At 67.9% G+C, this 13847-nt stretch carries 11 protein-coding genes; 6 read left to right on the forward strand and 5 right to left on the reverse strand.

The features are described 5' to 3' along the window. Window positions 1-76 precede the first annotated feature (76 nt). The gene (locus FDN03_RS05880) at window positions 77-1309 is read right to left on the reverse strand and encodes an MFS transporter (protein ID WP_138175000.1); all 1233 of its coding nucleotides are present in this window, start codon (window positions 1307-1309) and stop codon (window positions 77-79) included. 205 nt (window positions 1310-1514) lie between these two features. Here FDN03_RS05880 and FDN03_RS05885 point away from each other — a divergent pair, with 205 nt between their 5' ends. The 4 genes from FDN03_RS05885 to narI are packed head-to-tail and all read left to right on the forward strand — an operon-like array spanning window position 1515 to window position 8384. Next, a complete protein-coding gene (locus FDN03_RS05885; RefSeq protein WP_138175002.1) occupies window positions 1515-5252 on the forward strand; it encodes a nitrate reductase subunit alpha in 3738 nt (1245 codons plus the stop codon). Further along, a complete protein-coding gene (gene narH / locus FDN03_RS05890; protein WP_138175004.1) occupies window positions 5249-6904 on the forward strand; it encodes a nitrate reductase subunit beta in 1656 nt (551 codons plus the stop codon). Before FDN03_RS05885 ends, narH begins: the two co-directional genes overlap by 4 nt. Further along, window positions 6901-7605 carry a nitrate reductase molybdenum cofactor assembly chaperone gene (narJ, locus tag FDN03_RS05895; RefSeq protein ID WP_138175006.1) on the forward strand — a complete coding sequence of 235 codons (705 nt, stop codon included), beginning with the start codon at window positions 6901-6903 and terminating at the stop codon, window positions 7603-7605. Before narH ends, narJ begins: the two co-directional genes overlap by 4 nt. Continuing rightward, on the forward strand, window positions 7602-8384 hold the full coding sequence (gene narI, locus FDN03_RS05900) for a respiratory nitrate reductase subunit gamma (RefSeq protein ID WP_171021142.1): 783 nt from the start codon (window positions 7602-7604) through the stop codon (window positions 8382-8384). Before narJ ends, narI begins: the two co-directional genes overlap by 4 nt. Window positions 8385-8480: 96 nt before the next feature. Here the strand turns inward: narI and FDN03_RS05905 are convergent, their stop codons facing one another. From FDN03_RS05905 to modA, 3 genes are read right to left on the reverse strand one after another with little or no spacing between them, the layout of a single operon-like run. Continuing rightward, on the reverse strand, window positions 8481-9239 hold the full coding sequence (locus FDN03_RS05905) for an ATP-binding cassette domain-containing protein (RefSeq protein WP_138175008.1): 759 nt from the start codon (window positions 9237-9239) through the stop codon (window positions 8481-8483). Beyond that, window positions 9236-10045: an ABC transporter permease gene (locus FDN03_RS05910; RefSeq protein ID WP_138175010.1), complete on the reverse strand. Its 810-nt coding sequence runs from the start codon at window positions 10043-10045 to the stop codon at window positions 9236-9238. The genes FDN03_RS05905 and FDN03_RS05910 overlap by 4 nt, the downstream gene beginning before the upstream one ends. Before the next feature lie 3 nt (window positions 10046-10048). Further along, window positions 10049-10849, reverse strand: a complete 801-nt coding sequence (gene modA, locus FDN03_RS05915; protein ID WP_138175012.1) for a molybdate ABC transporter substrate-binding protein — start codon at window positions 10847-10849, stop codon at window positions 10049-10051. A gap of 240 nt (window positions 10850-11089) precedes the next feature. On the opposite strand from modA, the gene moaA reads away from it, so the two are divergent. After that, a complete protein-coding gene (moaA, locus tag FDN03_RS05920) occupies window positions 11090-12133 on the forward strand; it encodes a GTP 3',8-cyclase MoaA (protein ID WP_171021143.1) in 1044 nt (347 codons plus the stop codon). Here the strand turns inward: moaA and FDN03_RS05925 are convergent, their stop codons facing one another. Then, a complete protein-coding gene (locus FDN03_RS05925) occupies window positions 12134-12682 on the reverse strand; it encodes a DinB family protein (protein ID WP_138175016.1) in 549 nt (182 codons plus the stop codon). It abuts the gene before it with no gap. A gap of 91 nt (window positions 12683-12773) precedes the next feature. Between FDN03_RS05925 and FDN03_RS05930 the strand changes: the two genes are divergently transcribed. After that, a complete protein-coding gene (locus FDN03_RS05930) occupies window positions 12774-13730 on the forward strand; it encodes a YafY family protein (protein WP_138175018.1) in 957 nt (318 codons plus the stop codon). The last annotated feature ends 117 nt before the right edge of the window (window positions 13731-13847 follow it).

The following is a 13847-nucleotide window of genomic DNA, read 5'->3' on the forward strand; positions in this document are numbered from 1 at the left end:
TGCCTACCGCCAGTATGCCCCCATTGGCACCCCAAAGTCAGCCGCAAAGGCCCATGTGGCATGCGCCTGGCCGGTGTTACATGCCGCCGCGGCCCTTGGTGCCGCGCAGCATGCCGGCCACAATCAGCGCGAACGTGCCCACCAGCACCAGCAGCCACAGCCCCAGCGCGTAGGAGTTGGTTTCGGCGTGGTAGGTCGCGCCCATCGCCAGCGGCGGGAAGTAGCCGCCCAGGCCACCGGCGGCGGCGACCACGCCGGAGACCGCGCCCACCTTCTCCGGCGGGGTGGAGGGCCCGATCCAGGCGAACACGGCGCCCATGCCCAGGCCCATGGCCGAGGCCATCAGCAGGAAGGTGATGCCGGTCAGGATACCCTCCGGGGGCTGCATGCCCACGATGTAGGCCAGCGAGACGATCCCGGCCAGGGAGATCAGGGCAATCAGCTTCGGACCGAACTTGTCGGCCAGCACGCCGCCGATCGGCCGGGCAATCACCGCGGCCACCGCAAACAGCGCGGTGCGGGCGCCGGCCCCCACCGGGTCCACGTCATCGGGGTAGATGGTGACCAGGTATTTGGGCAGGAAGGTGGAAAACGCGACGAACCCGCCGAACACGATGCCGTACAGGAAGGACATCTCCCAGGTGATCGGCAGCTTCAGCGTGTCGATCAGCTTCGGCAGCAGCGGCTGGCGGTTCGGGGTCCAGGCCGGGGATTCGCGCATGAAGAACCACACGGCCGCGGCGCTGAGCACCAGCAGGCCGGCAATGAACAGGTGGGTTTCGAAGTAGCCGAGCTGGCGCAGCAGCCGGGGGGTGAAGAATGCGGACACCGCGGTGCCGATCATGCCCATGCCGAACACGCCGTTGGCAAAACCGCGTCGGCGCGGCTCATACCAGGCGCTGGCGAAGGGCACCCCAACCGCGAAGATGGTGCCGGCGATGCCCAGGTAGGTGCCCGAGGCGATCAGCAGCGCGAAGCTGCCCAGCGTTCCGGCCAGCGCCACCAGCAGCACGGCCGGCACGGAGGCCAGCAGCACCACGGTGAACATCTTCCTGGCCCCGAAGCGGTCGGTCAGCGAACCGATCACGATGCGCCCCAGCGCACCGACCAGCACCGGGGTGGCCAGCATCAGGGAAATCTGCCCCTCGCCCAGCTTCATCAGCTCCGCGTAGTGGGTTTGAATCGGGGAAATCAGCATCCAGGCCCAGAAACCCACGGCGCTGGCGAGCGTGGCCAGCAGCAGCTGCGGGAATTGCCCACGCAGCTCCGGGGACGTCTGCGCGGCTTGTGCTGGGGACTTCTGGCTCATGGTTTTCCTCCACCGTAACCGTCAGGTGCTGCACTACCACTTGTTGTGCACACTAACCGCTCAAACGCCAACGCGCTAGTGAAACAAACATTTTTATCTAGGGAATGTGAAATCTCACTTCCAGTGACACCCGGGGAAGAACCCTTGCATCTATCGAGACAAAGGACGAAGCTTGAGTCAAGCGTCACAGTTGGGAGTCACTGTCATGACCGAAAGGCCAAACCACACAACACCGGCCACCGACGGACCACTGGCCGATTCGCTGCTGACCATGGGCAAGTACCTGCGCCGCGGGGAAACCAGCCAGGATCTGCGGGCGATGTTCCTCTCCGGAGGACGCCAGGGTGATGTCTTCTACCGCGACCGATGGTCGCACGACAAGGTGGTGCGCTCCACCCACGGGGTGAACTGCACCGGATCATGCTCCTGGAAGGTCTACGTCAAGGACGGGATCATCACCTGGGAAACGCAGCAGACCGACTACCCGTCGGTGGGCCCGGACTCCCCCGAATATGAACCGCGCGGCTGCCCGCGCGGCGCCGCCTTCAGCTGGTACACCTACTCGCCCACCCGGGTGCGCTACCCGTACATCCGCGACGTGCTGGCCGAACTGTACCGGGCGGCGAAGGCCGAACACCCCGACCCGGTGGACGCCTGGGCCTCGATCGTGGAGGACCCGGTCAAGGCCAAGCGCTACAAGCAGGCCCGCGGCAAGGGCGGGCTGATCCGCACCACCTGGGACGAGTCGATGGAGATCGCGGCGGCCGCCCAGGTGTACTCGGTGAAGAAGTACGGCCCGGACCGGATCGCCGGGTTCTCCCCGATCCCGGCGATGTCGATGGTCTCCCACGGGGCGGGGGCACGCTACCTGAACCTGGTCGGCGGGACCATGCTCTCCTTCTACGACTGGTACGCCGACCTGCCGGTGGCCAGCCCCCAGGTGTTCGGGGACCAGACCGACGTGCCCGAGTCCGCGGACTGGTGGAACGCCGGCTACCTGATCATGTGGGGCTCGAACGTGCCGGTGACCCGCACCCCGGACGCGCACTTCATGGCCGAGGCGCGCTACCGCGGCCAGAAGGTCGTCACCGTCTCCCCCGACTACACCGACAACACCAAGTTCGCCGACGAATGGGTGGCCCTGCACCCGGGCACGGACGCCGCACTGGGCATGGCGATGGGCCACGTGATCCTCAACGAGCACTACGTGGCCAAGCGCACCGCCCCCTTCCAGGACTACATGCGCCGCTACACCGACTCCCCGTTCCTGGTGGAAATCGATGAAGCCAACGGGCTACCGGTGCCGGGCAAGTTCCTCACCGCCGCGGATCTGGGCGGGCAGGCCGCCGGTGCCGCCAACGCCGAGTTCAAGCCGGTGCTGCTGGACGCCAGCGGCACCGCCCGGGTCCCCAACGGCACCCTGGGCCACCGCTTCGCCTCCGAAGACAAGGGCGAATGGAACCTGGACCTGGGGGACATCACCCCGATGCTCTCGGTCGCGGACCTGGATGGCTGGGACGGCGCGGCCAGCGAGGTCAACCTGCCGCGCTTCGACCTGGAACCGGAGGCCGGGCAGGAACACGCCGGCGGTTCGGGGATCCTCACCCGCGGCGTGCCGGTGATGCGGGTGGCCGGCAAGCTGGTCACCACCGTGTTCGATCTGATGCTCGCCCGCTACGCGGTGCAGCGTGCGGGCATGCCGGGGGTGTGGCCCACCGGCTACGATGACGCCACCGCCCCGGGCACCCCGGCCTGGCAGCAGGAGCACACCAACGTGCCGGCCGAGCAGGCGATCCGCATCGCCCGGGAATTCGCGGACAACGCGGAGAAGTCCGGGGGACGCTCGATGATCCTGATGGGCGCGGGCACCAACCACTGGTTCCACTCAGACACCATCTACCGCACCTTCCTGGCGCTGACCATGATGACCGGCTGCCAGGGCGTCAACGGCGGGGGCTGGGCGCACTACGTGGGCCAGGAAAAGGTCCGCCCGCTCACCGGCTACCAGCAGTACGCCGGCGCCTCGGACTGGGTGCGGCCCCCGCGCTACACCATCGGCACCGCGTTCTGGTACCTGTCCACCGACCAGTGGCGCTACGACGGGCTGCCGGCCAACCAGCTGGCCTCCCCGCTGGCCCGCGGCCACTTCGACGGGCTGACCACCGCGGACTGCCTGGTCGAATCGGCCAAGCGCGGCTGGATGCCCTCCTACCCCACCTACAACCGCAACCCGCTGGATCTGGTGGATGAGGCCGAGGCCGCCGGCAAGGACCCGGCGCAGCACGTGGTGGATTCGCTGAACGACGGCTCGCTGGCCTACGCCTGCGAGGACCCGGATGATGCGGCGAACTTCCCGCGGGTGATCCTGATGTGGCGGGCCAACGTGCTCGGCTCCTCCGGCAAGGGCAACGAGTACTTCCTCAAGCACCTGCTGGGCACCAACGCGGCGGTGCGCGCCCCCGAGGCCGCCGAGGGCTCCCGGCCGCAGCAGATGGCCTGGCATGAGCAGGCCCCGGAGGGCAAGCTGGATTTGCTGGCCACGGCGGACTTCCGGATGACCAGCACCACGCTGTTCTCCGACCTGGTCTTCCCGGCCGCCACCTGGTACGAGAAATACGACCTGTCCTCCACGGACATGCACCCGTTCATCCACTCCTTCAACCCGGCGATCGCCCCGCCCTGGCAGACGAAGACCGACTTCGAACTGTTCGGGCTGATGGCCCAGCGCTTCAGCCAGTACTCCGCCAAGCACCTGGGGGTGCGCAGGGACCTGGTCGCCACCCCGCTGCAGCACGACACCCCGGATGCGATGGCCACCCCCAAGGGGCGGGTGCAGCGCGAGGTGCCGCTGGTGCCCGGGGTGAGCATGCCCAAGCTGAAGGTGGTCGAACGCGACTACCCGAACCTGTTCGACCAGTGGCGCAGCCTGGGCCCGCTGACCGCCAAAATGGGGATGACCACCAAGGGCATCAACTACCACCCGGAACCGGAGATCAGCACCCTGGAGGGGCTGAACGGCACCGTGCCCTCCGGCCCGTACGCCGGGCATGTGCGCCTGGACACCGACCGGCGCGCGTGCGAGATGATCCTGGCGTTCTCCGGCACCTCCAACGGGCGGCTGGCCACGCAGGGGTTCCGGGCGCTGGAGGAGCACACCGGGCAGAAGATGGCCTTCCTCTCCGAGGAGCACGAGGGCACGCACATCTCCTTCCATGACGTGCAGGTCCAGCCGCGCAGCGTGATCACCTCCCCGGAATGGTCCGGCTCCGAACACGGGGGCCGGCGCTACACGGCGTTCGCGATCAACGTGGAGCACCTCAAGCCCTGGCACACGCTCACCGGGCGCCAGCACTTCTACCTGGACCACGACTGGATGGACGAGCTGGGCGAGGCCCTGCCGATCTACCGTCCACCGCTGGACATGCACCGGCTGTACGGGGACGCGCAGCTGGGGCGCACCAGCGAACACGAGTCGGGCAACGCCGAGGTGGCGGTGCGCTACCTGACCCCGCACTCGAAGTGGTCGATCCACTCCGAATACCAGGACAACCTGTTCATGCTCTCCCTCTCCCGCGGCGGACCGACCATCTGGATGAGCCCGCAGGACGCCGCGAAGATCGGGGTGCGGGACAACGAGTGGATTGAGTCCTACAACCGCAACGGCGTGGTCGTGGCCCGCGCGATCGTCTCGCACCGCATGCCCGAGGGCACGGTGTACATGTACCACGCCAAGGACCGCACCGTGGACGTGCCGATCGCCGAAACCAGCGGGCTGCGCGGCGGCATCCACAACTCACTGACCCGGATCCTGATGAAGCCCAGCCACCTGATCGGCGGCTACGGCCAGCTGGCCTGGGCGTTCAACTACCTCGGTCCAACCGGAAACCAGCGCGATGAGGTCACCACGATCCGTCGCCGCAACCAGGAGGTGCAATACCGATGAAGGTCATGGCCCAGATGTCGATGGTGATGAACCTGGACAAGTGCATTGGCTGCCACACCTGCTCGGTGACCTGCAAGCAGGCCTGGACGAACCGTTCCGGGGTGGAGTACGTGTGGTTCAACAACGTGGAGACCCGCCCCGGGGTGGGTTACCCGCGCACCTATGAGGACCAGGAGAAGTGGCGCGGCGGCTGGGAGCGCACCAAGCGCGGCCGGCTGAAGCTGAAGGACGGCGGCCGGCTGCACAAGCTCTCGCGCATCTTCTCCAACCCGAAGCTGCCCGAAATCCAGGACTACTACGAGCCGTGGACCTACGACTACGACATGCTGCTGAACTCCCCTTCCGGGGAGCACACCCCGGTGGCCAGGCCCAAGAGCCTGCTCACCGGCAAGGACATGAAGATCGGCTGGTCGGCGAACTGGGATGACAACCTGGGCGGCTCGCTGGAAACCATGGCCGATGACCCGATCCTGGCCAAGATGAGCGAGGAGGTGAAGGCCGAGTACGAGAAGGCCTTCATGTTCTACCTGCCGCGCATCTGCGAGCACTGCCTGAACCCCTCCTGCGTGGCCTCCTGCCCCTCCGGGGCGATGTACAAGCGGGCCGAGGACGGGATCGTGCTGGTGGACCAGGATGCCTGCCGCGGCTGGCGGATGTGCGTCTCGGGCTGCCCGTACAAGAAGGTGTACTTCAACCACCGCACCGGCAAGGCCGAAAAATGTACGTTCTGCTACCCGCGCATCGAGGTGGGCCTGCCCACCGTGTGCGCCGAAACCTGTGTGGGGCGCCTGCGCTACCTGGGCCTGGTGCTCTACGACGCGGACGCGGTGGCCGACGCGGCCAGCGTGGAGGACGAGCACGAGCTGCTCGAGGCCCAGCGCCAGGTGCTGCTGGATCCGCGTGATCCCGAGGTCATCGCCGCGGCCCGCGCCGAGGGGATGGACGAGGACTGGATCACCGCCGCCCAGCAGAGCCCGATCTGGAAGCTGATCCGCGACTACCAGGTGGCGCTGCCGCTGCACCCGGAGTACCGCACCATGCCGATGGTCTGGTACATCCCGCCGCTGTCCCCGGTGGTGGACGTGGTCACCGGCACCGGCAACGACGGGGAGGACGCGAACAACCTGTTCGCGGCGATTGACAAGCTGCGCATCCCGATCGGCTACCTGGCCGAGCTGTTCACCGCCGGGGACACCGCCCCGGTGGACCTGGCGCTGCGCAAGCTGGCGGCCATGCGCTCCTACATGCGCGGGGTGTCCATCGATGACGTGCGTGATGAGTCGATCGCGAACGCGGTGGGCATGAGCGGGCCGCAGATCGAGGAAATGTACCGGCTGCTGGCGATCGCGAAGTACGAGGAACGCTATGTGATCCCCCCGGCCCACGCCGAGCAGGCCCACGACCTGGAGGAAATGGGCTGTTCGCTGGAGTTCGAGGGCGGACCGGGCATGGGCGGGGCCGGGCCGTTCGGCTCCTCCAGCGGCGAGCAGGTGCCGGTGGCGGTGGAGAACTTCCATTCGCTGCAGAGCCGGCAGACCGCGGACCGGCCCTCCACCCCGGGACGGGTGAACCTGCTGAACTGGGACGGCAATGGCCGGCCCGAGGGGCTCTTCCCGCCGCAGCACCAGCGTTCCAAGGAGAATGAGCAATGATCCCCAAGCTGCTCAACCGCGCCACCCCGCGCCGCCGGCTGCCCGGCACCCTGGATCCGGTGCCGCTGAAGAACCCGCAGCGCCGCGCCGTGCACATGCTCGCCTCATTGCTGCTGGACTACCCCGACGAGGACTGGTTCGCCCAGCTGGAGGTGCTCGAACCGCACATCGCCGCGCTGCCGGCACCGCTCGCCGGGCCGCTGACCGAGTTCGTGGCCGCCTCCCGGGCGGCCGGTTCGGCCCAGTGGCAGCGCAGCTATGTGGACACCTTCGACCAGAAGCGCAAGTGCAGCCTGTACCTGAGCTATTTCGCCACCGGGGACACCCGCAAGCGGGGCACCGCGCTGGTCACCTTCCTGGAGGCCTACCGGGCGGCCGGCTTCGAGTTCGACGCCCAGGACCTGCCGGACTACCTGCCGGCGGTGCTGGAGTTCTCCGCCCGCAGCGATGATGAGATCGCCGGGGCGCTGCTGGCCGCGCACGTGGAGGGCATTGAGGTGCTGCGCGCCGCCCTGGAGGGGATGCACAGCCCCTGGGCGAACGTGGTGCGCACCATCACCCTCTCCCTGCCGCCGGTGGATAGGGCCACGCAGGAACGGATCCTGTCCCTGGTCAGCGAGGGCCCGCCAACCGAGACCGTGGGGCTCAGCTTCCTGGGCAACCTACCACCATTTAGTCCGAGGGAGGGGACGGGAGTATGAGCACCATGCAATTCCTGCTGTGGGTGGCGATGCCCTACGCATGCGCCGCCGTGTTCATCGTGGGCCACATCTGGCGGTACCGCTACGACAAGTTCGGCTGGACCACCCGGTCAAGCCAAAGCTATGAGAACCGGCTGCTGCGCTGGGGCTCACCGATGTTCCACTTCGGCATCCTGCTGGTGCTGGTGGGCCACGTGGTGGGGCTGCTGATCCCGCGCGAATGGCTCTACGCCATCGGCGTCACCGAACACCTCTACCACCTGGGCGCCACCTGGATGGGCACCGCGGCGGCCGTGCTGACGCTGGCTGGGCTGGTGATCCTGATCTACCGGCGACGCACCGTGGGACCGGTGTTCCTGGCCACCACCCGGATGGACAAGCTGATGTACGTGCTGCTGGGGGCGACACTGTTCTTCGGCACCGTGGCCACCATGGTCCACCAGGTGTTCGGGCCCGGCTACCCGTACCGTGAAACCATTTCACCCTGGGTGCGCAGCCTGCTGATCTTCCAGCCCGACCCCGCGCTGATGCAGCAGATCCCGCTGTCCTTCGCGCTGCACGTGATCACCGCGAACCTGCTGTTCGCCCTATGGCCGTTCACCCGGCTGGTGCACGTGTTCTCCGCACCGATCCCGTACCTGTTCCGTCCCTACATCGTGTACCGTTCGCGCGATGAGGCCCCCAGCGGCATGCGCCCGGTGCGCCGCGGCTGGGACCCGGTCACCGCTCCCCCGGAGCGGCGGCGCAACCGCCGCGGCATCACCGCCAACCGGCCCTAGGCTGGCCCGGCACCGCCTCCGGACCGAAAAGGGACTTCCTGTTCCCTTCTCGGTCCGGAGGCCTTTTGCCGTCCTGGGGCCGGGGAGCCCGCGACCCTAGCCGGGTTCGCCGGCGGTCCCGAAGACGCCCTTGGCCGGCACGGTCGCGGCCACGGCGCGCACGAAACGGGTCGCCGGGGCGCTGAGCACCTCGGCCACCGGGCCGCGCTGGACCACCACCCCGTGCTCGATGACCGCCAGCTGCCCGGCCAGGGCAATCGCGTCCGCCGCCGAATGGGAAATCACGATCGAGGTCATCCCGGTGCGCTGCAGTTCGGTGCGCAGCAGCTCGCGCATGTCCGCGGCGGCCTCCACATCCAGTGACGCGAACGGCTCATCGACCAGCAGCATCTTCGGCCCGGCCGCCAGGGCGCGGGCCAGGGCGACGCGCTGGCGCTGACCGCCGGACAGGGCCGCCGGACGCTGCCCGGCCAGGGCCTGGAAGCCCAGCCGTTCCAGCCACCCTTGGGCGACCTGCCGGGCCTGGCGCTTGTCCTTGCCGCCGGCCCGCGCCCCGAAGGCGATGTTGCTGGCCGCATCCAGATGCGGAAACAGCCGCGGGTCCTGGCCCAGCAGCCCAATGCCGCGCCGGTGCGGGGGCAGGTGCACCCCCGGGGCGGCCAGCCGCTGCCCGTCCAGGGTGATCTGCCCGGCGCTGATCTGCTCGATCCCGGCTAGCGCGTGCACGATCGTGGACTTGCCCGCCCCGCTGGGGCCCATCAGGGCCAGCGCCTGGCCGCGGTCCAGCTCCAGGTCGATGGAAACCTCAAACCCGGAGCGCGGCACCGCGAACCGGGCCGTGAGCATCGGGCTCATTTCAGGGCCCCGGGACGCCAGGCCCGCACACAGACCAGCACCAGCACGGCGGTGGCCAGCAGCAGCAGGGACAGCGCCACCGCGGATTCCCGCCCGGTCCCGGCACCGTTGAACGCCGTGTAGATGGCCAGCGGCATCGTCTGGGTCACCCCCGGCGCGTTGCCGGCGAACAGGGCCGTGGCCCCGAACTCGCCAATCGCCCGGGCAAAGCACAGGATCACCCCGGCCACCAGGCCCGGGGCCGCCAAGGGCAGGGTCACCCGGGTGAGCACCATCCAGCGCCCTGCCCCCAGGGTGGCGGCGGCCTGCTCGTACCCGGCCCCGGCCGAGCGCAGCGCCCCCTCCACGGAGAGCACCAGGAACGGCAGCGCCACAAACGCCTGGGCGATCACCACCGCCGGGGTGGAAAACGGGAGCGTGAACCCCCACAACGACTCAATGAACTGGCCCACCGGGCTGGTGCGGCCAAAGAGGAAGAGCAGCGCCACGCCCCCGACCATCGGCGGCAGCACCAGCGGCACCGCCACCACGGCGCGCAGCAGCTGGGCGGTGCGCGGTGAACTGCGGGCAATCACCAGGGCCAGGGGGATCCCCAGCACCACGCACAGCGCGGTGGCCGCCACCCCCGTGCGCAGCGACAGCCCCAGCGCCTGCAGCGCACTGGGACTGGTCACATCCGCCCACAGCGTTCCCCAGGAGGCCCGGCCCACCAGGGCCAGCAGCGGCAGCACCAGCAGCGCCACACCCAGGATGGCCGGCAACACCGCGGCAACGGGTGCGCGCACCCCCACATCGGCCTGGCCCATGCCCTAGCCTTCGGCTCCGGCACCGGCGTTGCCGAACCCGTGCTCAACCAGCACTTCCTGGCCCTCGGCGCCAAGTACGTAGTCCACGAACTGCTGGGCGGCGTCGGCCTGTTGCTGGGACTGAGAGGTGCTGAGCACGGAAATCGGGTAGGAGTTCACGACCTCCTGCGCCCCGTCGGGCACAATGCTGTCCACGCTGTCATCGCCCACCACATCCGTGCGGTACACCAGCCCCGCGTCGGCTTCCCCGGCCGAGACCTTCTGCAGGACCGCGCTCACGTTCTGTTCCATGCTGGCCGGTTCCAGCTGCACCCCGGCACCATCCAGCAGCTTCTGCGAGGCCCCGCCGCACGGGACCTGGGGTGCGCACAGCACCGTGGTCACCCGGGACAGATCCGCCAGGGACTGTACGTGGGCCGGGTTTCCGGCCGGGACCGCGATCACCAGGGTGTTGGTGGCGAAGATGACCGGGTCCTTGGCCAGGCCCGCATCGCTCACGGTGTCCATGTTGCGTTCATCGGCGGAGGCGAAGACGTCCACCGGGGCTCCCTCCACGATCTGGGTGGCCAGGGTGGAGGAGCCGTCATAGGAAATGTGCTTCACCTTGATCTGCGGGTGTTCTTCCTGGAAGTCCCTGGCGATCTCATCGAGGGAGCGTTGCAGGGAGGCCGCCGCGGAGATGGTGATCTGGGTGTGGCCTTCATCCTGCGCAGCCGGCGAATCGGCGGGCTGATCCGCGGTGGAGCATCCGGTCAGGCCCAGCCCCGTCAGTGCCAGCAGTGCCAGTGTTCCGCGGATGCGCATACCCACTCCTTGATTGTGAACGGTTGCCGCCATGCTATCGCCTGCGCCCGGTGCACCAAAGTGTGACCTGAGAAGCACGGCTCGGGCCGCGGACAGGGCGGGGCGAGCTGACCGGCGGCTGCGGATTCTGCCCGGTGCTTGCCCCGTGAGCCCTACAGCGCGCAGACTGGCTGTCGTAAGCTGAAGGTGGCGACGCCGCGATCTGCTATCGTGGCGGCACCGACTAGTCAGGAGGTTGGCGTGGCAGACAAGCCCGCATTCGTACCGTTGGGTGATGCCCGGGGCCGGCCCCTGCGGGATTTGCGGATTTCGGTGACCGACCGCTGCAACTTCCGCTGCGTGTACTGCATGCCCAAGGAAATCTTTGGGCGCGACTTCCAGTTCCGGGAGCGTTCCGAACTGCTCAGCTTTGAGGAGATCGAGCGCCTGGCCCGGGTGTCGGTGGGCTTGGGCGTGCACAAACTGCGCCTGACCGGCGGCGAGCCGCTACTGCGCCGGGGCATCGAGGAGCTGATCCAGATGCTCGCCGCGTTGCGCACCCCGGACGGTGAACCGGTGGACCTTGCCTTGACCACCAACGGCTCCGCCTTGCCGGTCAAGGCCGCCGCACTGAAGGCGGCCGGGCTGAACCGGGTGACGATTTCCCTGGATTCACTGATTGAAGAGCGATTCCAGGCGATCAACGATGTGAAGTTCCCGGTCTCCCGGGTGCTGCAGGCCATTGACGCCGCGGCCGAGGCCGGGCTGGGACCGGTGAAGATCAACACGGTACTCAAGCGCGGGGTCAACGACGACGAAATCCTGGACCTGGTCGAACACTTCCGCGGCACCGGGCACATCCTGCGCTTCATCGAGTACATGGATGTGGGCAGCACCAACGGCTGGCGGCTGGATGACGTGGTCCCCTCCAGCGAGGTGATTTCCCGGATTCATGAGAAATACCCGCTGGAGCCGCTGGCCCGCACCGACCCCGGGGAGACCGCCAACCGCTGGCGCTTCACCGACGGGCAGGGGGAAATTGGCGTGATTTCCAGTGTCACCAATGCGTTCTGCGGCAACTGCACCCGCTCCCGGATCTCGGCCGAGGGCCAGATGTACACCTGCCTGTTCGCCACCGGCGGCACCGACCTGCGGGCCCTGCTGCGCGGCGGGGCCGACGATGAGCAGCTGGCTGTGGCTCTGAGCGGACTGTGGCGGGTGCGCAATGACAACTACTCGGAACTGCGCGCGGCACTGACCCCCGGCAACCGCCGACGCATCGAGATGTCGTACATCGGCGGTTAGCTAGCCCATGGTCTTCTGGCCATCCAGCGCCTCGCGGATAATGTCCGCATGCCCGGCGTGCTGGGTGGTTTCGCCGATGATGTGCAGCAGCGTGCGGCGCACCGACCAATGGGTGTCCACAAACCACGGCGCCCGGGGCAATTCGTGGACCGTGTCCAGGTCGATTTCCGCCAGCAGCGCGTCGGTTTCTTCGCCGATGTGGGCGTACTTCTCCAGCAGTCCGGCCAGCGTCTCGCCGGACTGCATGCTGAACTCGGCTTTCAAGGCCTGCAGCGCCTCGGGCGGCATGTTGTAGAAGTCCACTCCGTCCCAGTCCATGGCGGCCTTGCCCCTGACCATGAACTGCTGCCACTGCAGTTCCACGGCGCTTACGTGCTTGATCAGTCCCCCGACGGTTAGTTCGCTGACGGTGGCGCGGGTTGCGGCCTGTTCGTCGCTCAGGTTCTGAGCGGTGAAGCGCAGGAAGTGGCGGGCGTTGGCCAGCGCCCGGTGCAGGTCGGCCCGCTCGCCGCTCAGTGTGGTGCTGACGGCTTTCATGGTGGTGCTCATGGCATTGCTCCTCATTCTCGGTGTGCCGGATAAAACCACCCTAGGAGCCATAGGTGTCTATTTCTGTCCTAAATCGAGGCAGAATGTGGGCATGAGTACAAGCCAACGTTCGCTGCGCCTGCTCTCGCTGCTGCAGAGTCGGCGCTACTGGTCTGGACAGGAACTGGCACAGCGTCTGCAGGTCTCGTTGCGCACCCTGCGCCGCGACGTGGATCAGCTGCGTGAACTGGGCTACCCGGTACAGGCCGAACGCGGTGTGGGCGGGGGCTACCAGCTCGCCGCCGGAGCCGCGCTGCCGCCGCTGGTGCTCGACGACGAGGAAGCCGTAGCGCTGGTCATCGGGCTGCAGTCCACCATCCACGGCGGGGAGAACACGTTGGCTGAGGCGGGACTGCGTGCCCTGTCCAAGGTGGTTCCGGTGCTTCCGACGCGGCTGCGGCAACGGGCCCAGGCCCTGACTTCGAGCACCGTTGCGCTAACTACCCAATATTCCGCGCCGGAGCCGGTAGACCCGCAGGTGATGGTGGTCTTCGCCCAGGGATGCCGCGACCGTGAACGGGTGGCTTTCGACTACCGCGATGCCCAGGGCACCGCCACTTCGCGCCGGGTGGAGCCGGTCAATCTGGTGAATGTGGGAAACCGCTACTATCTGGTGGCCTACGATGTGGACCGTGCGGATTGGCGCAGTTTCCGGGTGGACCGGGCCGAAAACGCCCAACCCCGGGCGCTGCGCTTCGCGCCGCGGCAGATTCCAGGTGGCGACGCGGCGCAGTTCGTGCGGGCCGGGCTAAGCGGGTCCGGGCACCCACAGGTCAGCGCACGGGTGCAGGCAAGCGCCGCGCAGCTGGCCCCGCGTGTGGGGCGCTGGTTTGAGATTGAGCCGTTGGATGAGCACAGCAGCATGTTGCGCACCCAGAACGCAGACCTGCGCTGGGCCGCCTTTGGACTGGCGTTGTGCGAGGCCCCGGTCAGCGAGGTGCAGCCGCCGGAGCTGCGCGAGCTGCTAAGGGAATGGTTCGCGGCACTGGTACACGATTCTCGAACGTAGAGAGTAAGGCATCTTGTTCTACGGAACCTGAGGTTGCAAAAGTCTCAAAATTTGCGATCCCGACTGACAAAGGTTGTCGGGGCACGGTTGGCGGTTGCTCCTACTGGTCGCCGGTGT

Origin of the sequence: Glutamicibacter sp. V16R2B1, from assembly GCF_005774635.1 — a bacterium.
Classification (GTDB): Bacteria; Actinomycetota; Actinomycetes; order Actinomycetales; family Micrococcaceae; genus Glutamicibacter; species Glutamicibacter creatinolyticus.